The organism is Thermoflexus sp., from assembly GCF_034432235.1.
Taxonomy (GTDB): domain Bacteria; phylum Chloroflexota; class Anaerolineae; order Thermoflexales; family Thermoflexaceae; genus Thermoflexus.
In genome coordinates, this window is the sequence record NZ_DAOUCJ010000110.1 from 1 (window position 1) to 24,808 (window position 24,808).

Below are 24,808 nucleotides of genomic sequence, written 5' to 3' on the forward strand. Positions count from 1 at the left end.
GTCAGAGGTCGAAGGCGTCCCCTTTATTCATCGAAACCCCAACCACAGGCTTATAGGGAATCATAATGCAGGTCGGTCCCGAGATCCATCCGGATAATCCCGGAGACAGTGAGGAAAGCACTATGCCGACCGAGGGATCCACAGGGGGTGTTCGAGAGGCGAGGCCAGATCCTATAGCCGGAGTCCCGGTTTCCAGTCCGCATCGCTTGCAGCGGCTTTTCAGAAGGCAGGGGGTTTTCGCGACAGGCAACCGGTGAGGGGTTCGAGAACCATAGAGGCGTAAGAGGCGGGCGGATCTGTGGACAGCGTAAGGGGAAGGGCAAACTCTTATACTCTTATTATGAGGGCCCGCTCCTCCCCCTGGCCCTGGCGCACCGTCAACCCGCGAAGGAGCCCAATCCTCCGAGCAGCCGAGCTCCGCTCCATCCCCCCAGCGTGAGCAGGGTCAATCCGCATAACAGGGTCAGGACGCGCAGAACCCCGGGGGAGAGCCGCTGGATGCTCCCCCGGGTCGCCAGACCCAGCACCCCCACCCACAGGATGCTCCCCGTCGTGAAGCCTCCATAGAACATCGCCACCGTCGAAGGCGTGACCTCCGGGATCCCCAGGCGGAGCATCGTGGAGGAGATGGCCGCGAACCAGAGGAGGACCATCGGATTCGTCAGGGTGATCGCCATCCCGGTGAGGAACAGGCGGGAGGATGAGGCCATCGGTTTCAGGGAAACCGTCACTCCCCGCCACGCGTCCCGAAGGGTCAGTCCTCCCAATCCGATCAGCAGGACGGCTCCGGCCGCCGCGAGGCCCGTTCCCAGGGCCGGCCATTGAGAAAGAAGGGTTGCCGCCCCCAGCAGGCTCAGGGTGAAGTAGGTGAGATCCCCCGCCACCGTCCCCAGGCCGGTGAGGATTGCCCCTCTCCACCCGCTGCGAAGCCCCGCCCGCAGAATGGCCAGATTCCCCGGCCCCAAGGGGATAGAGAGGGAAAGGCTGAGCAACAACCCGCGAAGGAAGATCCACTCCATGGAGCCCTCCGATGGGAACAGGGGAATACACGGGGGCGGGAGGGCAAGCCCTCCCGCCCCCGATCCGACAGGAGACCCTGTTCAGGCACTATAGTAGAGGTAGAACTCATACGGATGCGGCCGGAGGCGGATGGCGTCCACCTCTTTGCGTTTGAGCTCGATCCAGGTCTCGATCACATCGGGGGTGAAAACACCGCCCTTGAGCAGGAACTCATGATCCCGCTCCAGGGCCCGCAGGGCTTCGTCCAGGGAGCCCGGCACCTGTTTGATCCGGCGTGCTTCCTCCGGCGACAGCTCATAGAGATCCACATCCACCGGGTCTCCCGGATCGATGCGGTTCTGGATGCCATCCAGCCCGGCCATCAGGATGGCGGCGAAGGCCAGATAGGGGTTCGCCGAGGGATCCGGGCAGCGATACTCGATCCGCTTGGCCTTGGGGGAATCCGAATACATCGGGATGCGGATGCCGGCGCTGCGGTTGCGCCGGGAGTAGACCAGGTTCACCGGCGCCTCATACCCGGGGACCAGCCGGCGATAGGAGTTGGTGGTGGGAGCGCAGAAGGCCAGCAGGGCCGGCGTGTGATAGAGGATCCCGCCGATGTAATAGCGGGCCAGCTCCGAGAGGCCCGCGTAGCCCCGCTCATCCCAGAAGAGATTGCGGCCCTCCTTCCACAGGCTCTGATGCACGTGCATCCCCGACCCGTTGTCCCCGAAGAGCGGCTTGGGCATGAAGGTGGCGGTCTTCCCATGGGCCCGGGCCACATTCTTAATGATGTATTTATACATCATCACCTGATCGGCCATGCGGGTGAGGGTCTGGAAACGCATATCGATTTCGCACTGGCCGCCGGTCGCCACCTCGTGATGATGGGTCTCCACCTCGATGCCGGCCTGGATCAGGCGGAGCACGATCTCCGAGCGCAGGTCCTGGAGGGAATCCGCCGGGGGCACCGGGAAGTAGCCCTCCTTCCAGCGCGGGCGGTGGCCCAGGTTCGGCCGCCCCTCATCCCGCCCGCTGTTCCAGATCCCCTCCTCGGAGTCAATGAAGTAGAACCCGTAATGCGCCCCCTGATCGAAGCGGATGTGATCGAAGATGAAGAACTCCACCTCCGGGCCCCAGTAGCTGACGTCGGCGATCCCGCTTTGCTTCAGATACGCCTCCGCCTTGCGGGCGATGTAACGGGGGTCCCGGGTGTAGGGCTCACGGGTCACCGGGTCATACACATCGCAGATCAAGCTGAGGGTGGGCACCTCACAAACCGGGTCCACCACTGCCGTGGCGGGATCCGGAATCAGGATCATATCGCTTTCGTCGATGCGCTGGAAGCCCCGGATGCTGGAGCCATCGAACCCCAGCCCTTCCTGGAAAACCTCCTCGGAGAGCTCGGTGATGGGGATACTGAAATGCTGCCAGGTCCCCAGCAGATCCACGAACTTGAGATCCACGATCGCCACGCTCTGAGCGCGGGCGAACTCGATGACGTCCTTCGGTTTGGTGAGCGGTTTCGGTGCCTTCCCGTTGCTGCGCTCCAGGACCTCGCGGGCGACTTCGGTGATGGTCTGCCGGGCCATTGCCGCCTCCCTCCGTGATCAGAATTCCCCCCGATTGTAAAAAGGCTCACGAGCCTTGGCTACAGGCGGAAAGACCGAAACCCTCCCCCTCCATGTTGTGCATCATGCACAAAGCCCCCCATCCGGAGATCTCCCGATGGAAGTTCAGAATGCCCTCCCGAGCCCAGGGAGCCATGCGAATCGGCGCTATATGGTTGTAGCCGATCAACAAATTAACCATAAATTGGATCCCCATCGTATCCCATCCATGGGCCGTTTTCCAGATCAAAAGCGGATCATTCTCTGCTCAAGGGGAGGAAACCGCCCGAGCACGTGAGGATTTTCAGGAGGCCATGGAAGGAGGGCTCACGGTTCACACGATCGAAGGCGCTCCAGCGCGCGCCGGATCCCCTCCACCAGGATCCGGTGCTCCGCCTCATGCATGCGGGCTTCGAAACGCTCCAGCGTGTCCTCCGGGTAAAGGGGAACCTCCGCCTGAACCAGCACCGGCCCGGCATCGACCTCCGGAGTGACATAATGCACCATGCAGCCGCTACAGGAGATCTCCCCCCGCCGGTAGGCCTCGAAGGCCCGCCGGATGGCATCGCGACCGGGGAACATCCCCGGCAAAGCCGGATGAAGGTTGATCACCCGGCCGGGGAACCGATCCAGAAAGGCCGAGCTCAGGATGTGCATCCACCCGGCCAGGACGATGAGATCCGGCCGGTAAGGGGCGATCTGATCCGCAAGATCCTGATCATAGGCGATCCGATCCAGCCCCCGCTCCCGATACGGTCGGAGCGGGAAATACAGCGTGGGCACGCCCGCCCGGGCCGCCCGGATCAGGCCATAGGCGTCCCTCCGATTGGAGACCACCAGCACCACCTCGGCCCACAGACGGCCCTCCCTGCAGGCATCGAGGATCGCCTGCAGGTTGCTTCCAAACCCGGAAATCATCACCACCAGCCGACCTCGCGGCTCCATTTAGAGGCTCCACCCCCCTCGTCGAGAAGCGGGACAACCATCGCCGTCCTCACATTTGGATTTGAACCTCCTGCTCTCCGGCTATGATCTCCCCCACCACTCGAAGCTCCCCCGGCAATGTGGCCAGCGCGAGCTCTACATCCTGAGGGGAAACCACCAGCAACATGCCCAGGCCCATGTTGAATACGTGAAACATCTCCTGGTCCGAGATCCTCCCCATGCGCTGAATGAGCCCGAAGATGGGCGGCTCCGGCCATGTCCCCCGATGCAGAACCGCCGCAGCACCGCGGGGCAGGACGCGCGGCAGGTTCTCATACACGCCTCCTCCCGTGATATGACACAACCCTTTTAGATCGACGCCCGCTGACTCGAGGCGCCGGATCGGTTCCAGATAACAGCGATGAGGAGCGAGGAGCGCCTCGCCAATAGAGGTCCCGAGCTCCGGAAGGGGTTGCTCCCAATCCAGCTCGGCCAGCACCATGCGGGCCAGGCTGTAGCCATTGGTGTGAAGGCCGCTCGAAGGGAGGGCCAGCAGACGGTCCCCCGGTCGGATGCGAGAGCCATCCCGGATCCGCTGGCGTTCCACCACGCCGATGATGGTGCCGGCCAGGTCCAGCTCCCCCGGCGCATAAACCCCTGGAAGCTCGGCGGTCTCTCCTCCCAGCAGCGCGCAACCCACCTCCCGACATGCGGCCGCCACGCTCTCCACAATGCGGACGATCACATCGGGATCGAGACGATCCGCAGCGATGTAATCCAGGAAAAAGAGGGGCCGGGCTCCATACACCAGGATATCGTTCACGCAATGATGGACCAGGTCATGGCCGATGGTTTCCCATCGGTTCAGGCGGGCCGCGACCTTTAACTTGGTGCCCACCCCGTCCGTGGAGGCCACCAGAACCGGCTCTTTCATCCCCCGCCAGAGATCCGCCTGATAAAGGCCCGCAAACGCTCCCCATCCAGCGATCACTTCCTTCCCATAAGTCGAACAAACCGCGTCCGCAATGCGCGATCGGATCTCCCGGGCGACATCCCGATGCACCCCTGCGCGCGCATAGGCATCCATGGGCATCCCCCCTCTCAGCGCCCTTAAAGGCTTCGAACGGGAACCCGCCCGATGTCCCGGCGGAAGCTCATGCCTTCAAAGTGGATGCGCTCCACAGCCGCATAGGCCCGTGCAGCTGCCCCAGGCAGATCCGGACCGATCGCGCTGACGGCCAGGACACGCCCGCCTGCGGTGACCAGCCGGGCTCCCTCCCGGCGGGTGCCGGCGTGAAAAACCAGCACCCCTTCCTGAGCCGCCGCATCCTCCAGCCCGCTGATGGGAAGCCCCTCCGGGACAGGACCGGGATAGCCCGGGGATGCGAGGACCACGGTGACGCATGCCCCCGGCCGCCAGCGCAGGCTCAGATCCTCCAACCGACCCTCCAGACAGGCCTCCAGCGCCTCCAGCCCGTCTGTTTCCAGCAGCGGGAGGATGGCCTGAGCCTCCGGATCGCCGAAACGAGCATTGAACTCCAGAACAAAGGGCCCCGAGGCGGTCCACATCAGCCCCGCGTAGAGGACCCCCACAAAGGGGGTTCCCTGGCGGGCCAGGGCATCCAAGACAGGCACCATGATTTGCTGGACCACCTGCTCGACGGCATCCGGGCCCACTTCGGGCACGGGCGCGTAAGCGCCCATCCCTCCCGTGTTGGGGCCTCGATCGCCGTCCATCAGGCGCTTATGATCCCGGGCCGGCAGGAGCGGTTTGACCATCCGCCCATCGCTCAGGGCCAGCATGGAGAGCTCGGATCCGTACAGGCGCTCCTCGATGACCACCGTGTCCCCGGCCTCCCCAAAGATCCGCTCACGCATGAGGCGATGGAGAGCCTCCTCGGCCTCCTCCGGGGTATCGCACACAAAAGCGCCCTTGCCCCCGGCCAGCCCACTGGCCTTCACCACGACCGGACCGGGATGCGCACGGAGGTAGGCCCGTGCCTCCTCGAAACGGTGGAAGACCGCGTAGTCGGGGGTCGGAACGCCGCACGCGCGCATGAGAGCTTTCGCGAACGCTTTCGAGGTCTCGATGCGCGCGGCCGCGCGGGTGGGTCCGAAGATCCGGAGCCCGGCCGCCTGGAAGGCATCGACGATGCCGTGAGCCAGCGGGGTCTCCGGCCCCACCACCGTCAGGTCGATCGCTTGCTCCCTCGCAAAACCGATCAGCGTCTGAATGTCATCGGGACGGATGGGCACAGAACGGGCAGGAGCCCGCGGCTGCAGATCGGGAGCCTCTGGAGAAGGCGGCCAGGTCGTCCCCCCGTTCCCCGGCGCGACGTATACCATCTCGACCTCCGCGGCGCGGGCCAGAGCCCATGCCAGCGCATGTTCCCGGCCCCCTGATCCGACGACCAGAACCCGCTTCCCCTTTTTCATTGCGCGCTCCGAATCCGCCCGAAGATGAATTTGGGAGAAGGATGGCCCCGCACCTCCTCCGGAAGGGGCGCCGGATACCGGCCGGAGAAGCAGGCAGCGCAATATCCCCCCTCCGGGGAGGGCATCGTCTCCCGGATCGCCCGGTGCATCCCCTCCAGGCTCAGAAAGGCCAGACTGTCCGCCCCGGTGAAGCGGCGGATCCCTTCCTCGTCCAGGCGATGAGCGATCAACTCCTCATAGGTCGCCATATCGATCCCCATAAAGCATGGATGGCGGATCGGCGGGGAGGCGATGCGCAGATGAACCTCCGAGGCTCCTCCCTCGCGGAGAAGCTGAACCAGCTGCCGGGTAGTATGGCCGCGGACGATGGAATCATCGACCAGCACCACTCGACGGCCCTGAAGCACCTCGCGCAGGGGACTATATTTCAGTCGGATCCCCCATTGCCGGGTTCGATCGTCCGGCTGGATGAAGGTCCGCCCAACGTAGCGATTTTTCAACAAACCTTCGATGAACGGGATGCCGCTCTCCAGGCTGTAGCCGATGGCGTGGGCCGTCGCTGAATCCGGCACGCCGATGACCAGGTCGGCTTCCGCTGGAGCCTCCCGCGCCAGCTGGCGTCCCAGGGCCAGGCGAACCGAATACACGGTGCCCCCTTCCCGCTGGGAATCGGGCCGCATGAAGTAAACGTATTCGAAAACGCAGAAAGCCGGGGAAGGCTGGACTCCTCCGGCAAAGGAGGTCACCCCGCGCGGATCCAGGCGCACGATCTCGCCGGGGGCGATCTCCCGCACATACCGGGCGCCGACCATGGAGAGGGCACAGGATTCGGAGGCCACCACGTATCCTCCCTCCCATTCCCCCAGACACAGGGGGCGGAAGCCATACGGATCCCGCACCGCATAGATCGCCTCCCGAGTCAGGATGACCAGGGCATAAGCGCCCGGGCTTAAGCACAACAGGCTCCGCAGGCGCGGGATCCATGGATCCCCCTCGGGCTCGAGGGGCGGCGCCAGGGATCCCCAGGCCTCAGGCGGGGAGGCCAGGATCTGAAGGATCAGCTCGCTATCACTGCCGGAGGAAAGACCCACGCCTCGCTCCAGGAGGCGGCGGCGGAGCGGGAGGGCGTTCACCAGGTTCCCATTGTGGGCAATACCCAGAGGACCATAAAGGGTCTCGCTCAGGAAGGGCTGGGCGTTCTGAAGATGGGACGCCCCTGTCGTCGAATAACGGGTGTGTCCAATGGCCAGATGGCCCCGGAGCGAGCGCAGGATCCCTTCATGAAAGACCTGGGAGACCAGGCCCATCCCTTTATGGAGATACGCCACCAGGCCATCGCTGGTGGCGATGCCCGCGCTCTCCTGGCCCCGATGCTGCAGAGCGCAGAGGGCCATCATCGCCAGCAAAGCCGCCGGGCGATCCGCGGACCACAACCCCACGATCCCGCATGCCTCCCGGGGATGGTCCTCTTCCCACCAGGCCCCTGGGAGCTTCATCCCCTCCCCCTCCCGGAATCCCCTTGCGCGGCGGAACGAAGGGCGCGAACCTCCGCGTCATCTGCGAGCAGCCGCTGCCGCCCTCGCGCCTGCAGGGTCGCGACCCGTTGCCGGATGGTTTCATCGCGGAGGCCCAGGATTTTGGCGGCCAGAAGGGCCGCTCCTGCCGGATCCAGCACCACCGCTGGGGCGATCCCGCCCGGCATGCGCAACGAGGAGAAAACATCCGCCCCCGCGAAGGTCTCGGAGATCGGTGGGCATGCGATCACCGGAGCCAGCACCTGCCCATCGACCATCCCGCTGAGGGCGTTGGAACGTCCGGCGATGGTGATATAGACCTTGGGGCGCGGATCCGCCTCGTATTCCCGCAGGAGATCCAGGAGGTAATCGGGAACCTTATGCGCCGAGGCAACCCGCAACTCCCAATCCAGGCCCAGCTCCTCCAGCGCGCGGATCACCGCCTGCGCATGCTCCAGATCCGAGCGGGATCCCATCAGGATGACCACCAGAGGACTGTGCATCGCGCCCCTCCGAATCAAAGATTGAGGAAATCCCGGAGATGGCGGCGGATCCGTTCGACGGCAGGAAGTTCCCCGGGACGGAAGGCCTCGCCCGTCAGCCGCTCGTAGACAGCGATGTAGCGGGCGGCCGCTTCCAGGATCAGCTCTGGGGGCATCTCCGGCGGTGATCCATCTCCCCGGTAACCGCGGGCGGCGAACCATGCCCGGACGAACTCTTTGTCCATCGGCTCCGGATCCGAGCCGGGCCGGTAGGTCTCCGCGAGCCAGTAGCGGCTGGAATCGGGCGTGTGGAGTTCGTCGATGAGCACCAGCTGGCCATCGATCAGGCCGAACTCGTATTTGGTATCCACCAGGATCAGGCCGGCCCGCTGGGCGATCTCCTGGCCCCGGGCGAAGAGGGCTAGGGCGACCTCCTCAATGCGCTCCCACAGATCGGCGGGCACCAGGCCGCGCTCCAGGATCGCATCGCGGGTCAGGACCTCATCATGGGCTCCCGAGGGCGCCTTAGTGGTCGGCGTAATGATGGGATGAGGCAGGGGATCGTTCTTCCGCAGGCCCTCCGGCAGGGGGATCCCATAAGGACGCCGCTCCCCCTGAGCGTATAGCGTCCAGAGGGAAGTGCGGGTCACGCCGGTGATATACCCCCGCACTACCACTTCCACCGGCAAGGGTTGCGCCCGTTGAGCCACCATGACGTTGGGGTCCGGGACGGCAAGGACATGGTTTGGGATGAGATCACGGGTCTGTTCGAACCACCAGGCGCTGAGCTGGTTCAGAACCTGGCCTTTGTAGGGGATCACCCCCAGGACCCGATCAAAGGCCGAGATCCGATCCGTCGCGATCAGGATCAGGCGGCCTCCCGCCTCATAGATGTCCCGCACCTTCCCGGCGCGTCGGGCTCCCAGCTCTGGAAGCTCGACGGCATGGACCGCATGCGCCAGCGCCTTCTGCAATTCGAGGGCGGACAAACCCATCTCAGCACCTCCGCAGCGCGTTCCAGAACAGGATCGAACCGAATCCCCCCTGCTCTCCCCGATGCCAGCGGGGATGTTGCCAGGGGAAAATGTGATCTTCGGGATGGGGCATCAGCCCCAGGACATTGCCGGCTGGATTGCAGATGCCAGCGATGTTCCGCTGGGATCCATTCGGGTTGAACGGATAGCCGGCAGGGCGGCCGGATGGATCCACATACGTCAGCGCGATCAGCCCTCGATCCTCCAGGGCCTGCAGCGCTGTCTCGTCTCGCGCCATGAACCGTCCCTCCCCATGGGCGACGGGACAATACAGCAAGTCCTCGATCCCCTCGGTGAACAGGCATGGGCTTCGCGGGTTGGCGCGCAAGTAAACCCACCGACATTCGAAACGACCGGAGGCGTTTGGAGCGAGCGTGAACATCCGCTGGCCATCCGCCCCCAGGAACTCCGGTCCAGGGAGCCAACCGGCCTTGACCAGGGCCTGGAACCCGTTGCAGATCCCCAGCACGGGCCGCCCGCTTTCAATGAACCGCTCCAGCTTCTCCCCAAGGCCCTCCATCAATTCCAGCGCCCATAGCGTCCCCGCTCCCAGATCATCCCCATAGGAGAACCCCCCAGGCAGCACCAGCATGGCGTAATCCAGCAGATCGCGTTCCCCCCGCAGCAAACTGGACATGGGAACGATCTCCGGCTCTCCCCCAGCTTGCATGCAGGCCCACGCCGCCTCCCGATCCCGATTGGTGCCAGGAGCCTGGAGGATCAGCACGCGGGGGCGTCGGAGGCGGGGGAGCGAAAGCAGGGGTCGGGACGAGGACTGCAGGGAAGGATCCGTGATCCCAGGCGCTGGGGTTCCGCGCCAGGCCCGCTCCAGCTCTTCCACCGAGAGCCGGATGCTCTCCTGGCCATCCCGGCCCACCACCCGGAGAAGGCCATCGGCGGTCACCTGACCGATGCGCGCGAAGGGATGCCCCTCCAGCATGGCCTCGAAAGCGGGCGCATCCTCCGGGCGCACCTCGGCGAGAAACCGGCAAAGGGATTCCGAGAACAGCAGGACATCATCCTCGATATCCGCTTCCGGGCAGGGGACCTTGCGCAGGTCGACTTCCGCGCCCAGCCGGCCGGCAAGACACATCTCCGCGAGGGCAACCCCCAGACCTCCCTCCGAGAGATCGTGGCATGCCTGAACGCATCCGGAGGCGATGGCCCGGTGGAGGGCGCGCAGCCGGTCGAGCGCTCCAGGAACCGATTGGGGCACCCGCTCCGCGCCCGGACGCGCTCCACGCAGGATTTGCAGATAATGGCTGCCTCCCAGCTCCGCCCGTGTCTCCCCGACCACGTAGATCCAGGATCCCGGCGTCTTCAGATCCACGGTGACGGTACGGGAGATGTCTGGCACGATCCCCAGGCCGGTGATCAGCAACGTGCCCGGGACGGAATGCCGCTTCCCTTCCGGATCCACATAAAAGTTATTCAGGCTGTCCTTACCGGAGATAAACGGCGCGCGGTAGGCGAGGGCGGCATCCCGGCATCCCTGAGCACAGCGCACCAGAGCCCCGAGCTGCTCCGGATCTGCGGGATCCCCCCAGCAGAAGTTGTCCAGCAGGGCCACCCGATCTGGATCCACGCCGACCGCCACCAGATTCCGGAAGGCTTCATCCACCGCAGCCCACGCCATCCAGTAAGGATCCCATTCGCCATACAGCGGGGCCAGGCCCACGCTCACGGCCACCCCGGGTCGGGGGGTGGCACCCTCCCCACACTCCAGAGGCGCCAGAACCGGTGCATCCCCTGGCCCATGGGAAGCCACGCCCACCAGGGGCTTGACAACCGTAGCGCCCTGCACCTCGTGATCATAGCGGCGAAGGATCTCTTCGCGGCTCCGGATGTTGGGATGGGCCAGCAGCGCGAGCAGGATCTCCTCCAGGTCCTCCGGGGGCGCGATGGGGATGAGCGCCGGCGGGGCGGGAGGGGACCAGCGGGCCTCCAGGATCCGTTGCGGACGTCCGTTGTAGAGGAAATTCAGATCGAGGTCACCGATAATCTGACCACGGTACCGCAAGCGCAGCTTCCCCGTGTCCTCGAAGACGCCGATGACCGCTGCCTCCACACCATGTTGATCGCAGAGCTCCTCAAAGCGCGGCTGGCACGCCGGCGGGATCGCCAGCACCATGCGCTCCTGGGATTCGCTCAACCAGATCTCCCAGGGCTGCAGACGGACATCCCGCAGGGGCACACGGTCCAGGTCGACACAGGCACCCAACCCGCGCGCCATCTCCCCGACGGCGGAGGAAAGCCCGCCGGCTCCGCAATCCCACACCGCGTGATAGAGGCCCTCCTCGCGAGCCTGGAGGATGACCTCCAGGATCTGCTTTTCCAGAATCGGATGGGGGATCTGAACGGCCCCACGGGCAGAGGAGGGCGCCTCGGGATCCAGGCCTGCGCTGGAGAAGGTGGCTCCTCCTAAGCCATCGCGCCCCGTCCGGTTGCCGATCACCACAATGAGGTCCCCGGGCTGAGGCGCGGCAGCAACCGTTCGATGGGGAAGCAGCCCGAGGCAGCCACAGAACACCAGAGGGGTCGCCGCATATCCCGGATGATAAAATACGGCCCCACAAACCGTGGGGATCCCCATCTTGTTCCCATAGTCTTCAATACCCCGGATGACCCCCTCTGCGATCCGCTGGGGATGCAGGGTCCCTGGCGGCAGCGACGCAGCGGGCAGATCCGAAGGGCCGAAGCCCAGGACATCCAGCAGCGCAATCGGGCGCGCCCCCACAGCCAGGATGTCCCGGATCACCCCACCTATTCCGGTGCTGGCTCCCCCGAAGGGCTCCACGGCGGAGGGATGATTATGCGTTTCCACCTTGATGGCCAGATCCCAGCGTTCATCCAGCGCGATGATCCCGGCATGATCCACAAGAGCCGAGCGGAGCCATGGCCGGGCTACCTGCTCGGTCACGGACCGAATATATGTGCCCAGCAAGCCGTCGATCTCCACCGTCTGCGAGGGAGCGTCCGGCGGGGCGCCCGGGGGTGGGCCGGTGTAGCGCACGCGCGCCTTAAAGGTTTTATGTGCGCAGTGCTCGCTCCACGTCTGCGCGATGGTCTCCAGCTCAACGTCGGTCGGGTCCCGACCCTGAAGACGGAAATATTCCCGGATAGCCCACAACTCCTCCTCGCTTAAAGCGAGGCGGCGACGCGCACTCAGCGCGCGGAGCGCCTCCTCATCCGCATCGCAGATCGGAATGATCTCGACCAGGGCCGGAGAGGGGGCGGAAGGCTCAAAGGGCGGATCGACCCATCGATCGATGGCATGGCGATGGATCAGCGGATTGCTGCAATGATCCGTCGCCAGGCGTCGCAGATCGCTTTCCTCCAGATCCCCCCGCAGATTGAAGATCCAGCCCCACGCAGCGTTCTCCAGCCCACGGAAGCCCAGACGATGGGCGGCGCGGATCAGGTTTTCCACCGCAGGATCCCGCAATCCGGGAAGGAGAGTGACTTCAATCCGATGGATCTCACCTCCCTCCGTGAGGAAATCCGGGGGCCATAAGCGCTCATCCAGCAGCAGGACCTGAAAGGTTTCCAGGATGGGGTCGGCCAGGAGGAGACGAGCGAGTCGTTCAACTTCGGGGAGGGAGAGGCGGCCTTGCAGAAAGCACACGCGGTCTCGCCGGCAGGCCCGCAGGCGCTGGATGCCCTGCGCGCGGGCCGCTTGCACCAGCCGGCTGCCCTCCGGATCCTCAGGAGATCTGTTCCGGATTTCCACCCGGAACAGCCTCCGGACCGGATCCGGAGGCGGCAGGAAAACCCCCTCGGCGGAGGAGACCTCCTGATCCATGGATTCCATCTCCCACTGCAGGTCCGGATGCTCCGCGTCGAAGGCCCAGGCTCAGGGTTAAGAGCGCATGGATGAGATGGCGATCTTTGAAGCGATATTCTAATCCGCATGATCTACGCTGTCAAATCAGCGCCGGGGGGTGCTCGAAAAATGGGGGTTTCGGAATCCGCGGGCAAGGGATCGCATGACTGGGCTGCGGTGGCAGGAGTGCGGTGCCTGCCGGGTCGTTTTTTGTGTCTCTTCTCCCTCCCCCCGAAAACCTCCCGCTGGCTGACCTCTCTCCTGATTTTTCAAACAGCCCCCTCATGAGACTTGACAATCTCCAAAGCAATGGGATAGGATAAAGCGGACTCGCATCATACATTCACCGGTTCGCGTAGTTCATTTGCGGCATAGGCTGAAGATCCCAGGTTCGAAGGAGAACGGAATGGATATAGTAGCGCAAATGACAAAAGAAGAACTTCGCGAGATGATAGAAACCATCATCGAGGAGAAGCTCCTGGAGTTATTCGGCGATCCTGATGAAGGGTTACCCATTCGCAAAACGATTCGCGAGAGGTTGTTGCGCCAGAAGGAAGCCGTAGCAAAGGGTGAACGGGGCGAGCCGTTTGAAGAAGTGATTCGGCGCCTTGGTCTGGAGTAATGGGCAAGTGCCGTATTCGCATTCTCCGAGCGGCATCCCAGGATCTGGAGCGATTAGACAAGCCTGCAGGGCGCCGCATCGCTCAGCGTATTCACTGGCTGGCTGAGAATCTGGATGCGATTCGTCTCGAGGCATTGACCGGTGACCTTGCAGGGCTCTACAAACTCCGGGTAGGCGAACTACCGCGTCATTTATGAGGTGCTCTGGGATGAAGAAACTATTGTGATTCACGCAATTGGCCACCGCCGAGAGATTTATCGAAGACGATGAGAAAACGCCGACATCATGCCCCTAACCCCCGCTGCAGCCGACCCGCCTCCGCGATCTGGAGCCAGAAAACATGCGCCGGGCATTGCGTTATGCGGCCTGGCTGGCTGAAGAGGCCATCTACGCTCCGGAGCTGAGCCCAGCATGAGAGTTCTGGCAGATAGCTGGCTGCGGGTGAGATGATGGGGGATCTGCGGGCGAGCCGGGAAAGAAAACGAGGGGGCGGGCTGCCTGCAGCGGCCCACCCCCTGTCCCTCCGGGGATCCTCAGTGGCGTTGCGGGGTTAATCAGAAGGCTCTTTCGAAGCGGAAGCGGCCGGATTTCGGACAAACGTAGAGGGCAGGTGAACGCCGGTGAGGGCCTCCACCAGAGCGGGGAGCTGGGCCATCGCCTGGGCGAGATCCCCGGTGAAGCGGCTGATCCCTCCATGTCCATCCCCGATGAGGACGATCCGCTCCGCCCGCGACAGGGGCTCCGCCAGCGCCCGAGCCAGCGCCGGGAGGATATCCACCACCATCTGGGCCATAGCGGCCTCGTTGTATTCCCGCCACGCCGCGGCCTTGGCCCGCATGGCCTCCGCCTCCGCGCGGCCGGTCGCCCGCAGGCCCTCCGCCCGGCCCGCCGCCTCCGCCTCCAGCCGGTAGCGCTCGGCGTCGGCCAGGGCCAGGATGCGCCGCTTCTCCGCCTCCGCGGGCAGCTCAACGGTCGCCGCGAGCTCCCGCTGCCGGCGCTCAATCTCCTTTTCTTCGATCTCGATGGCCAGCTCCTTCTCCACCCGGCGGACGATCATCTCCTCCCGCTTGACGGCCTGGGCGGCCCGATGGCGATGGAGCTCATACGCCATGTCCGCTTCGGCCCGCCGCGCCTCCAGCTCCCGACGCGCCTCCTCCACAGCCCGTTCAGCCTCCAGGCGGGCGATGCGGGCCACCCGATCGGCCTCGGCCTCCGCGACCGCCGCCTGCTGACGCACCTGGGCGATCCGCGGCCGCCCGATGGCATCCAGATAGCCCTGCTCATCGGCGATGTGCCGCACGGTGAGGGAGAGGATGTCCAGACCCATCCGCTCCAGATCCTGCCGGGCGGCCTCGCGCACCTGCCGGGCGAACTCCGCCCGCCGCAGGTAAAGGTCCTCCACACTCATCGTGCCCAGCACCGCCCGCAGATGCCCTTCGATCACCTGAAGAGCCACCCTCCGGATATCGTCCCGGGACCGGGAGAGGAACTGCTCCGCGGCCAGGGCGATGGACGCCTCGTCGCCTTTCACCTTCACCTGGGCGACGGCGTCCACCACCATGCGCACACCCTGCGCGGTGTAGGCATCCGCGGTCTGGATCTCGATGGTGAGCAGCTCCAGGGAGAGGCGCTGCACCCGCTCCAGGATCGGCCAGACGAAGGCTCCGCCCCGCACCAGCCGGTAGCCCACCACCCGCTTTCGCCCATCGGGGTCGACCACCTTGCGCTTACGGCCGGAGATGATCAGCACCTCGTTTGGGCCGGCCTTGGTGTAACGCCACGCCCACAGGGCGATCAGTCCGATCGCCGCGATCAGAGCCCATATGCCCATTGCGACCACCATTGCTCACCTCCCGGAATCCAGAAATGCATGCTCTACTCCAGAGGATCGCTCCATCCCACTGACCTCCATGCGCAGCGCCTGCGGATCCGTCAGACAGCCGGCCGCGTGGAGCGCTTCCCCGACCCGTTGTCGCAGATCGCTCAGGTCACGGCCGGTGAACACCGTCTGCCGGCCCGGCGCGGCGTAAACGGCGATCCACCTTCCCTCGTGCGGGAAGGCCGGAAGAAGGACGACGCGAAGCCGCTGCCCCGTTTCATAGAACCGAAGCCAGGCGGTGGCCTCCGGCATGGCGCTCCGTATGGCCTCCCAGGCGGCCTCCGACCACACCTCCAGTGTCAGATCCTCGGGAGCGCGAAGCCATCCCTGACGCGCGCCCCACTCGGCCACCGCCTTCCACAACGACCAAATCCCAGCTCCGTTCCCGGGAGCGGAAAGGAGCGCCCCCATGAGATGGAGGCGCCAGCCGGATTCGCTCCAGGCCACCGGCAGCCAGGGCGTTGATCCGATCGCGGGCCGAAAGACAGCGGCTGGCGGGACCCAGGCGAGGCGCTCCGACAGCACCCGCACCTGGATGGCCTCCACCGGCAGGCCGTGGGCATCCGCCACGCGCTGGCGCAAAATCCCCAGATCCCTCGCCTCCAGGATGGGACCATCCGGCACATGAACGCGCCATCCCTCCCCCCAGGGATAGACCGGAAGCGCCACTCCAGCCGATGGGATCTCCATTGCGTAACACGGGAATTGACCTCCATAAGCAAGCGCATGCAAAAGCTGGCGCGCCGCATGCGTTAGATCCGCCAGCCGGCCCTCCGTGATCGTGAGGCCCATGGCCTCGAACGCATAACCCTCTGCGGATGCCCTTCCGGGATCAACCATCGGATAAACCGGGATAGCGATCCGTTGCCCTCCCACCCAGCCCTCCAGCAGATATTCAGCTGCTCCGAACTGGCGGCGTTCGCCGGCAGAAAGCGGCCGCAGGTGCAAGTGGAAATCATGATCGATAACCATCCGCTCATCCCCCCAGACGAGTCGAGCTCTTCTTGTCATCCGGCGCTGTGGCTAAAAGAAACCCAGCCATGCTTTGACCAGGAGCCCCATTTGAGCCAGCCCCAGGGCGATCAGGGTGGGTCGGGCAGCCAGCCGCATCCAGCGTCCCCATCCCACCCGCACGCCATGGCCCTCCAGCGCCGCACAGGCGACCACATTGGCCGAGGCCCCAATGGGCGTGAAATTTCCCCCCAGATCCGTCCCCAGGGAGACCGCCCAGGTCAGCAGGGAAAGCGCCGGCGCTTGCGGGGAATTCGCCAAGTGTCGAAGGGCATAAGCCATGCTGAGGGCGAAGGGCACGTTATCCACAACAGCCGAGCAGAGGGCGGAGAACCATAACAACGCTGAAACCAGGCCCAGCGGATGCTTGCCCAACCACGAAGAAACCCCGCCGGTCAACATCTCGATGGCATGGGTCTTCTCCAGCGCTCCCACAATGGCAAACAGACCGATCAGGAAAAGTAGCACTTCATAATCGATCCGACGCAGGATCCCTTCCACCCGCGGGCCTCCCAGGAGCAGGAGAAGGATCGCAGGGATTAATGTGGCCAGCGGGGGCGTCAGAGGGATAGCCAGCCGTTGCTCTATCCATCGATGCGTGCTTAAGAGGACCACGGCGAGAGCGAGAGCCAACAACCCAAGCCGAAGCAGCGTGGGATCCCGAACCATCTCCACAGACCGGGGCAACTCCAGCCGCTCCGGAGGAGGACCCTTCTGCAAATCTCGCGCAGATTGCCGGTAAGCCATGGCCACCGCGCCAAGCAATCCGAACACAACGATCGGCCCGTTGTGCGTGATGAAATCGTTCAACCCAAAGCCCAAGGTGAGCCCGAGGATCACATTAGGTGGGTCCCCCATCAGCGTGGCCGCGCCGCCGATGTTGGCGGCCACCACCTCCGCCGCCACCACCGGAACGGGGTCGAAGCGCAACAGCCGGCTCAGCTCAACCGTCAGGGTGGCGAAAAAGAGCATCACCGTGATCGAATCCATGAAGGCGGCCAGGAAGCCGGTGAGCAGAGGGAACACCACCAGCAAACGCCGGGGCTCCCCGTTCACCCGATGGGCTGTCTCGATGGCCAGAGCGCTGAAGAAACCCGCCTCCGAGAGCACCGCGATCAGGACGAACATCCCGAAAAGCAACCCCAGGGTCTCCCAGTGCACATAAGCCACCGCCTCCTCCACGGTGAGCACTTTAAACAACAGGAGGAGGATCACTCCGATCCCAGCCGCCAGAACCCGCGGGATGCGTTCCAGCCCCAGGGCGATATAAGTGGTGAGGAAAACCGAAACAGCGATCCAGGTCGGTGAGAGAATCCCGGTCATGGGGGGAGCCTCCTTTCCGCAGGTCAACCGGCTGTGGCTTCAGCGGAAGCCGGCGGGATGACCGGCAAGCGCGCCGCGCCCGGGATCGGCACCAGACGTCCGTCGGGATAGGCGAACACGCCCAGCTCGGGGAAATCCAGCCCCTGCAGCTCGACCTCCGGCGAGACTCGAAGGCCTACCAGGGCATCGAGGATCTTGAAGAAGACCCATGAGACCCCGAAGGCCCACAGGAAGGCCACAACCATCCCAATGCCCTGAGCCACCAGCTGTCCCGCATCCCCGTAGAACAGGCCCCGCACCGTGAGGCCGCCGTAATTCGCTGTGCCATCGGCGAACAGGCCCACCGCCAGCTGCCCAAAGGCCCCGCACGTCCCGTGCACGGAGATCGCCCCCACCGGATCGTCCACCCTGACCACTCGTTCGAAGAAAGCCACGCTGAGACATACCAGCACTCCGGCGATCGCTCCGATCAGGAAGGCGTTCATCGGGCTGACGTAACCGCTGGGCGCTGTGATCGCCACCAGACCGGCCAGCATGCCGTTCGCCGCCATCGCCGGGTCCGGCTTGCCCGTCGTAGCCCAGGTGTAGAGCATGGCGGATAGGGTGCCAGAGGCGGAGGCTAACATGGTGGCCACAGCTACCAGGCCGATGCGCAGGTTTCCATTGCCGGAAGCCCCCAGGGTGCTGCCCGGGTTGAAACCGAACCAGCCGAAGGCCAGGATGAAAACCCCCAGCAAGGCCATAACAAGGTTGTGGCCCGGGATCGGGTTCGGCGTTCCATCCCGGTTGTATTTGCCCAGGCGGGGACCCAGAACCATCGCCCCTGCCAGAGCGGTCCACCCACCGATCGCATGGACCACTCCGCTGCCCGCGAAGTCGATGTAACCAGCTCCCAGGCCCAGACGGCTCAGCTGCGAGAGCCAGCCTCCGCCCCAGGCCCAGTTGCCGTAGATCGGATAGAGGAAAGCCCCCATGAAGAGACCATAGAGACAGAAGGCCGTCCACTTGAACCGCTCCGCCATCGCCCCCGTCGGGATTGTGGCGGCGGTGTCCATGAACACCATCTGGAACAGGAACATGACCGCCACGGCCACGTCATACGCATCCCGCATGAAGAAACCCTTGGTTCCGAAAAGACCCCAATCCAGCCCCCCAATGTGCACGGTGAACTCGCCATCCAGAACCTTCAGCCCGCCCAGGTTCGGGATTCCAACCAAACCAATGCCTCCGAACTGGAGGGCAAACCCGGTAGCGAAGTAGCCCGCCATCCCCAGCACATAAATGATGAAGTTCATCGCCATGGTGTGGGCGGCGTTCTTCGCCCGGGTGAACCCCGTCTCCACCAGAGCGAATCCCGCCTGCATGAACATCACCAGATATCCGGTGATCAGGGTCCAGATGAAGTTGATCGCGAGGCGGTTCTGGTTGACCAGATCCGCGAGCTGGACGGCGAACGGCTCATGGGCTTTCGCCCGCTCGAAGTCCTCCGCGCGGATCGTGCCCGGGACCACCCCGACCAGATCCTGACCGGACCCTGTGGCCGTCCCGGCGGGGTCCGGTGTCGGCGCGGGCGGCGCCTGGTCGGCGTAGCTCGGGCGGACGGCCGCCAGCAACCCGAGCATCCCTACGAGCAGGATCATCGATCCCCAAACACGCTTGCTGATCATCGGACCTCCTTTCGCGAAGCGGATGAAACCCTTAAAGGGGCATACCGCAACCGGGCCCCCACCAGCGCCTGGACCTGATTTCGAGCCTCGGGGGGCAGGTAGAGAGCGCATGGGGGGCCTGCGCCCTCCAGCCGGATCCCCCACGGCTCTGCCCGATAAGCCCGGAACTCCTCCCACCGCCGGAAGAACACGTTGTTGAGGGCCACCCCTTCCTCCGTGAAGCGATAACGCAGGGGCAAGAGAAGAACGAGAAGGGCAAAGCCTGCGATCATCCCCTGCCCCAGAAGCGGCAGCCATCCTCCAAGGGCTCCCAGAAGGATCAGGATGGCGAGGGCATATAGATTCTTTCGGTGCCATCGCCAGCGCTCTCGCCATCCCAGGGGCACCTCCAGGAGCAGACGGCCCGGAGCCGCCACCCCAACGGGCAGCCAGGCCCGCCACAAGGTCCACATGAGGGCCATGCTTACGAGGACGAGGATGAGCACGCCGATTTCCCTCCCCGGGTCCTTCGCAGGGACTGCAGCCAGCGCCGCAGATCCGGCAGGACAGCGCGTCGAACGAAGGACCCTTTTCCCTGCTCCCATGCCCGTTGCAAGAGCCGATAGACGTGCTCCCGGGCCACCCCCTCTGGGGCGCTTCGTAGGGCGGCCTCCAGCTCCACAATCGCCGCGGGATAGAACCCCAGCCGCAGGAAGAAGGCTCCTCGTTCCAGCCGGACCACAAAGTGATCCGGGGCCTGATGCAGCGCTCGTTCCAGGGCCTCCCGTGCTCCCTCCACGTCGAACCGCAGCATGCGCAGGCGCCCCAGGTACGCCCAGGCCAGCCCCCCCGCTATCCCTGACTCCGCACCGGCGATCCGTTGAAGCATCGCCTCCGCTTCCGCTGCTCGACCCTCCGCCAGGGCATGTAACGCCTGCTCCAGCTCCGCCGAGGCCATCCGGCTATCCTCCCCACCCCTCGCCGCGTCTTCGGAAAAATCTCCACCGCCGATGAAGGAGATCCGCCACGGTTTGGCCGGTATTGTAAAAACCTGCAGGAGACGCGACTACAGGTGGAGCGAACGAAAAATGAATATCGGAGGTTAGGCATAATGCACAAATCGGGTCCGGAACAGGGGAGCGGGAGGATGGCCCATTACCTCCCTGACCCGCGCGGATCGACCGGATGAAGCGCGCTGGGGAAAGCCGGGGGACCGATGCGTTGTCGGAGAACGAGGTGCCGTGAAATAAAAGCTTCTAATCCTTCAGGGATAGAAACCGTCCAGCCTTCGCTCAATACAGATGGAAATAGCGCTCGATCTCCCAGGCGCTGACATGGCGGCAATAGGCGTCCCACTCCAGCCGCTTGGCCTCCAGGAAGCGCTCGGCGGCCAGCGGGCCCAGGGCTTCCTGGATCACCTCGTCGGCTTCCAGGGCTTCCAGGGCTTCTCCCAGGGTGGCCGGCAGGCGCTGGATCCCCCGCGCCTCCAGCTCTGCGGTCTCCATTGGGAAGAGCTCCTCCTCTACCGGAGGGGGAAGCGGCAGCCGCCGCTCGATCCCATCCAGGCCGGCCGCCAGCATGGCCGCAAAGGCGAGATAGGGGTTGCACGCCGGATCGAGGCTGCGCAGCTCGATGCGGGTAGATTGATAACGCCCGGGCTTGATGGCCGGGATCCGGATCAGGGCGGACCGATTGATCCGGGCCCAGCTGACGTAAAGAGGCGCCTCGAAGCCGCCCAGCAGCCGCTTGTAAGAGTTCACCAGCGGGCAGAGCACCGCGCACATCCCCCGGGCGTGGGCGATCTGCCCCGCAAGGAAGGACTTCGCCAGTGCGGACAGGCCGTAATCATCCTCGGGATCCGCGAAGGCGTTTTCTCCACCCTCCAGGCGGAGCAAACTCTGGTGGGTATGCATTCCGGATCCCGCCCGTCCTTCCAGGGGCTTGGGCATGAAAGTGGCATGGAGCCCATGGGCCTGGGCGATGTGCTTGATGACCAGCCGGGCGGTGACGATGTAATCGGCCATGCGCAGGGCATCGGCCGGCTGAAAATCGATCTCATGCTGGCCCGGCGAGATCTCATGATGGCCCGGCCCGGCCGGGATCCCCAGGGCCCGCAGGGTTTCCACCATCTCGCAACGGACCTGATAGGCCAGATCCGTTGCCAGATCGAAGTAGCCGATCTCGTCGTGGGGGGCCGGAGCGAACTGTTCCCCCTCGGCCCGAAAGAGATAGAACTCCAGCTCGGGGCTCACCACATAGGCGTAGCCCATACGGGCCGCCCGCTCCATCACCCGGGCCAGCACCGCCCGGGGATCTCCGGCGAAGCGCTCCCCCCGCCGGTTCACCACCCAGCAGATCACATGGGCCGTTGTCCCCTGCCCCCGCGTCCACGGCAGGATGGTGAACGTGCTCAGATCCGGCTTCAGATACAGATCCGACTCCGCCACCCGGGCGAATCCCTCGATGGCCGATCCGTCAAACCATTTCCCAGTCTCGATGGCCTCGGGAAGATCTTCCAGGGGGATCGTCACCCCCTTCGGTGCCCCGAGGATATCGGTGAAACGCAGAATGACAAACCGGACGCCCGCCTGGCGGGCTTCCTCAAGCACGCGGTTCGGATCCACCGCCGGGCTGTGCATGGGACCTCCTTAGGATCGGTCGGATTTTCAGGGCCAGCTGCAACCGGAAGCAATCCTCCCAGCGCCTCAGATCCATCCCAGTGATCTCCTGAATCCGCCGGAGACGATAGGCCAGAGAGTTGCGATGTAGAAACAGGCGCTCGGCTGTGCGCTGCAGATTCCCATCACAGGCGAAGAAGGCCTCCAGGGTGGGGATCAGCTCGGCGTGATGTTCCTGATCATACCGCTCCAGGGGTCCGAGGGTCTGCTCGTAGAATTCCTCCAGGACTTCGCTCTCCCGCAGGGGATAGAGGATGCGATAGACATCCAGCCGCGAATAGGCCAGGGTGCGGTCTCCCCCCAGCAAGGCCTCCACCATCTGCAGGGACTGGACCGCCTCCCGGAAGGAGCGGGCCAGACCGGCAGGCCCGGCGTAGACTCCTCCCACTCCGGCCGCCAGGCGGGGCAGGCCCAGGGTCCGGACCAGCTCGGCCCGCAAGCCCTCCACCACGGCCTCCGGATCTGCCTCCCCTCCCGGAGGTGGGAACACGAAGGCAACGCCTTCCGCCATCGGCTGGACGCGACAGCGAGGGAAGCGGGCGGTGAGGCGACGGATGGCCTCGGTGAGGCGCTCTGCGTTCTCCTCCGCGTTCGGCGCTCGGAACACCGCTACTGCCATGGGCTCCTCGATGGGCTCGTTCAGGATCCGGGCCCGACGGCGCGCCTCTGCCTCGGGCAGCTCCCCGCGCAGCACCTGAGCGAGGAACTCCCCGCGCACCCGGGCCTCTGCCGTCCACAATGACCGCTCCCGGAGCAGCACCAGCGCGCATGCCGACGCCGCCTGAGCCACCGCCAGGCGATCCCGCTCCGTGATCCCACCGGAAAGGCTCAGGAGGCAAACCGCTCCGATCGGACGCCGCTCCAGGAGCACCGCCCCGGCCAGACAAATCCGCCCCGCCGCATCGGGTCCGAAAAGGGCCACTGGTGGCTCTCCCCCTTCCTCGCGCAGCGGCAGGCGTCGCAGCCAGGCCCGGCGTTCCGCCGGGCCCGGTGGAGGCTCTGGAGGACCCGGGAGATCCGGCCAGGGGCTTCCCTGAGCGTCCTCCAGCCACGCCCGTTTCCCCGTGACCTCCTCCAGCACGCGCAGGATGGCCGGGAGACCCTCCCCGGCCAGTGCCGCCTGCTGGAACCGGCGCTGGAGCTCCCGCTCGATCTCATACAGGGCCTCCCGACGGGCTGTGATGAACCGGGCGATCTGATTCGCCAGGTCGGCCAGGCCTGTCCCTTCCGGCAGCGCGAGCAGCGGGAGGCCGGCTTCATCCGCCAGCAAGCCCCAATCCGCTGGCACCGGACCGACCACTGCCAACCCCGCCGCCTCCCGTTCCAGGGCGAGCTCGAGGAGGGCGGGAAACGCAAGGGGGGGTTCCCGCATGGAGAGCAGATCAACGGAGAACAACAAAAGATCCCCGCGCTGGATCGCGGTCCGCGCCGGGATGGTTCGAAGAAGGGTGGCCCACGTTACCTCGTGATCCAGCCCGCCCCGGCCACCGATCACCTGCGTCCCCGGCGGCAACAGATTCTCCAGCAATTCCCTTAATGGCACCCCACGCATACGCCTTCCAGAACCCTCGCCAGCATCCCCCACGGCCAACCCCGATCAGAAGAGCCGCACGGTTTATCCCTCCGGTGGCTTTGGGATGCGCGGAGCGCCCTTGGCGCTCCGCGCCGCCTCCCCAATGTATACTACTCGAAAAGGATCCTCACCTCTTATTTATGGAAAGCGAAAGAAGACCTGTTCCACCTGATCCCATGCCGCTTCCAGCGCCTCGATCGATGCCGACTCTCCCGTTAGGCGTCGGCGGGCCGCCTCGCGCTCCAGAGGGATCAGCTTCTCCCGCGCTTCGCGGAGCATCTCCGACAGCAGCGCCCGGACCTGTGCTGGATCCCCCTGGAGGAAACGTTCCGAACGGGCGAAGGCATCCGCGTAATCGAAAGCCCCCTGGAAAAACTCCTCCAGCCGGGCGTTTAGGGCAGGCAGATGATCCGGCGATCGAACCCGCGAGATGAAGGGGCAGAGATCCTCCTCGGGGGCCAGACGGGCACACCCGATCTCCTCCTCCGCGGGCGGTCGCCATGCGGCCACAGCCGCCCGCAGCAGGGCCCATTCCTGGGAGAGATAATACCGGGCCCAGCGCCGTGAATCCGCCCCCGCCTCCGGATGAGGAAGCGGGAATACGGCGCTGCGGAACGAAAAGGAAAAGCGCTCGAACCGCCGGGGGATCGCTTCGAAAGCTGTCTGCAAACGCGCCCGGCGGTCCTCCCCGGTCGATTCCGACATCGCAAGGATGATCAGAGAAGCGGCCTGCTCGGGCCGCTGGGCATAGCCGCCCAGAATGCTGGCCACATACGGGGCATCGATCCCCAGCGCTTCCTTCCGATGGGCTGCTTCCTCCAGCACCCGCTCCGTCAGGGTAGGACGGAGAGCCTGCAAACACCTCCGCGCATCGGGGCCAGCCTGGGCACACATGAGGGCCTGGGGCGCCCAGCTGGACCACGCGGCGGAGAAGGATTCGCTCCACATCGGCTGGAGCGGAAGGTTCGCAAACGGGGAGGCCGGAGCGGATGGCTTCAGGGAGAGACGACAGCCGGCGATCGCGAGCAGAGCGATCCAGACAGCGATCGAAATCTTCCTACCGCTCCAGCGAATGCAACGCCTCATGGACAAGGCCTCCAGGCGCTTCGAGCCTCCGGCTTGATTTTTCCCATAATATCCGACAATATTCTTAGCGCAACCCCGGTTGCCTTTCGAGTGATCCCAGCCATGGGTTCAGGATTTGCTTCTCTTCTCCATCCTCCAGGCGGCAAAAAGAGACGGTGGGTCAGATGG

The 24,808-nt window shown here is 65.0% G+C and carries 20 protein-coding genes; 2 read left to right on the forward strand and 18 right to left on the reverse strand.

The genetic code is table 11. The features are described from left to right. Nucleotides 1-377 precede the first annotated feature (377 nt). From VAE54_RS13020 to purL, 9 genes are all read right to left on the reverse strand, one after another. The gene (locus VAE54_RS13020; protein ID WP_322802406.1) at nucleotides 378-1,019 is read right to left on the reverse strand and encodes a LysE family transporter; all 642 of its coding nucleotides are present in this window, start codon (nucleotides 1,017-1,019) and stop codon (nucleotides 378-380) included. Nucleotides 1,020-1,100: 81 nt separating this feature from the next. Continuing rightward, nucleotides 1,101-2,591, reverse strand: a complete 1,491-nt coding sequence (gene glnA / locus VAE54_RS13025) for a type I glutamate--ammonia ligase (protein ID WP_322802407.1) — start codon at nucleotides 2,589-2,591, stop codon at nucleotides 1,101-1,103. A gap of 345 nt (nucleotides 2,592-2,936) precedes the next feature. Further along, the gene (gene purN / locus VAE54_RS13030) at nucleotides 2,937-3,554 is read right to left on the reverse strand and encodes a phosphoribosylglycinamide formyltransferase (RefSeq protein ID WP_322802408.1); all 618 of its coding nucleotides are present in this window, start codon (nucleotides 3,552-3,554) and stop codon (nucleotides 2,937-2,939) included. A gap of 49 nt (nucleotides 3,555-3,603) precedes the next feature. Beyond that, nucleotides 3,604-4,620, reverse strand: a complete 1,017-nt coding sequence (gene purM / locus VAE54_RS13035; protein WP_322802409.1) for a phosphoribosylformylglycinamidine cyclo-ligase — start codon at nucleotides 4,618-4,620, stop codon at nucleotides 3,604-3,606. Between the two features lie 23 nt (nucleotides 4,621-4,643). Then, nucleotides 4,644-5,969 (reverse strand): phosphoribosylamine--glycine ligase, encoded by a 1,326-nt coding sequence (purD, locus tag VAE54_RS13040; RefSeq protein ID WP_322802410.1) that lies wholly within the window; start codon nucleotides 5,967-5,969, stop codon nucleotides 4,644-4,646. Continuing rightward, nucleotides 5,966-7,465 carry an amidophosphoribosyltransferase gene (gene purF, locus VAE54_RS13045; RefSeq protein ID WP_322802411.1) on the reverse strand — a complete coding sequence of 500 codons (1,500 nt, stop codon included), beginning with the start codon at nucleotides 7,463-7,465 and terminating at the stop codon, nucleotides 5,966-5,968. Before purF ends, purD begins: the two co-directional genes overlap by 4 nt. Beyond that, a complete protein-coding gene (locus tag VAE54_RS13050) occupies nucleotides 7,462-7,986 on the reverse strand; it encodes an AIR carboxylase family protein (RefSeq protein ID WP_322802412.1) in 525 nt (174 codons plus the stop codon). Before VAE54_RS13050 ends, purF begins: the two co-directional genes overlap by 4 nt. Nucleotides 7,987-8,000: 14 nt before the next feature. Then, nucleotides 8,001-8,960 carry a phosphoribosylaminoimidazolesuccinocarboxamide synthase gene (locus VAE54_RS13055; protein WP_322802413.1) on the reverse strand — a complete coding sequence of 320 codons (960 nt, stop codon included), beginning with the start codon at nucleotides 8,958-8,960 and terminating at the stop codon, nucleotides 8,001-8,003. A gap of 1 nt (nucleotide 8,961) precedes the next feature. Further along, nucleotides 8,962-12,801: a phosphoribosylformylglycinamidine synthase subunit PurL gene (gene purL, locus VAE54_RS13060; protein WP_322802414.1), complete on the reverse strand. Its 3,840-nt coding sequence runs from the start codon at nucleotides 12,799-12,801 to the stop codon at nucleotides 8,962-8,964. A gap of 427 nt (nucleotides 12,802-13,228) precedes the next feature. Here purL and VAE54_RS13065 point away from each other — a divergent pair, with 427 nt between their 5' ends. Both VAE54_RS13065 and VAE54_RS14700 read left to right on the forward strand, forming a co-directional pair. Further along, on the forward strand, nucleotides 13,229-13,444 hold the full coding sequence (locus tag VAE54_RS13065; RefSeq protein ID WP_322802415.1) for a hypothetical protein: 216 nt from the start codon (nucleotides 13,229-13,231) through the stop codon (nucleotides 13,442-13,444). A gap of 198 nt (nucleotides 13,445-13,642) precedes the next feature. Further along, complete coding sequence (locus VAE54_RS14700) at nucleotides 13,643-13,714, forward strand: hypothetical protein (protein WP_416223813.1); 72 nt, start codon at nucleotides 13,643-13,645, stop codon at nucleotides 13,712-13,714. A 280-nt stretch (nucleotides 13,715-13,994) separates the two neighbouring features. Here the strand turns inward: VAE54_RS14700 and VAE54_RS13070 are convergent, their stop codons facing one another. The 9 genes from VAE54_RS13070 to VAE54_RS13110 all read right to left on the reverse strand — a co-directional run bounded on the left by VAE54_RS13070 (nucleotide 13,995) and on the right by VAE54_RS13110 (nucleotide 24,640). Continuing rightward, entirely contained in the window at nucleotides 13,995-15,287 is a 1,293-nt protein-coding gene (locus tag VAE54_RS13070) for a flotillin family protein (protein WP_322802416.1), read from the reverse strand. 3 nt (nucleotides 15,288-15,290) lie between these two features. Continuing rightward, a complete protein-coding gene (locus VAE54_RS13075) occupies nucleotides 15,291-16,295 on the reverse strand; it encodes a hypothetical protein (protein WP_322802417.1) in 1,005 nt (334 codons plus the stop codon). Between the two features lie 51 nt (nucleotides 16,296-16,346). Next, nucleotides 16,347-17,657 carry an SLC13 family permease gene (locus tag VAE54_RS13080; RefSeq protein WP_322802418.1) on the reverse strand — a complete coding sequence of 437 codons (1,311 nt, stop codon included), beginning with the start codon at nucleotides 17,655-17,657 and terminating at the stop codon, nucleotides 16,347-16,349. A gap of 23 nt (nucleotides 17,658-17,680) precedes the next feature. Beyond that, a complete protein-coding gene (locus VAE54_RS13085; RefSeq protein WP_322802419.1) occupies nucleotides 17,681-19,324 on the reverse strand; it encodes an ammonium transporter in 1,644 nt (547 codons plus the stop codon). Further along, complete coding sequence (locus VAE54_RS13090; protein WP_322802420.1) at nucleotides 19,321-19,809, reverse strand: hypothetical protein; 489 nt, start codon at nucleotides 19,807-19,809, stop codon at nucleotides 19,321-19,323. The genes VAE54_RS13085 and VAE54_RS13090 overlap by 4 nt, the downstream gene beginning before the upstream one ends. Continuing rightward, entirely contained in the window at nucleotides 19,788-20,261 is a 474-nt protein-coding gene (locus VAE54_RS13095) for a hypothetical protein (protein WP_322802421.1), read from the reverse strand. The genes VAE54_RS13090 and VAE54_RS13095 overlap by 22 nt, the downstream gene beginning before the upstream one ends. A 334-nt stretch (nucleotides 20,262-20,595) precedes the next feature. Continuing rightward, nucleotides 20,596-21,942 carry a glutamine synthetase family protein gene (locus VAE54_RS13100; protein WP_322802422.1) on the reverse strand — a complete coding sequence of 449 codons (1,347 nt, stop codon included), beginning with the start codon at nucleotides 21,940-21,942 and terminating at the stop codon, nucleotides 20,596-20,598. After that, nucleotides 21,905-23,533 (reverse strand): helix-turn-helix domain-containing protein, encoded by a 1,629-nt coding sequence (locus tag VAE54_RS13105; protein WP_322802423.1) that lies wholly within the window; start codon nucleotides 23,531-23,533, stop codon nucleotides 21,905-21,907. Before VAE54_RS13105 ends, VAE54_RS13100 begins: the two co-directional genes overlap by 38 nt. A gap of 159 nt (nucleotides 23,534-23,692) precedes the next feature. Next, complete coding sequence (locus VAE54_RS13110; RefSeq protein ID WP_322802424.1) at nucleotides 23,693-24,640, reverse strand: hypothetical protein; 948 nt, start codon at nucleotides 24,638-24,640, stop codon at nucleotides 23,693-23,695. Nucleotides 24,641-24,808 lie beyond the last annotated feature (168 nt).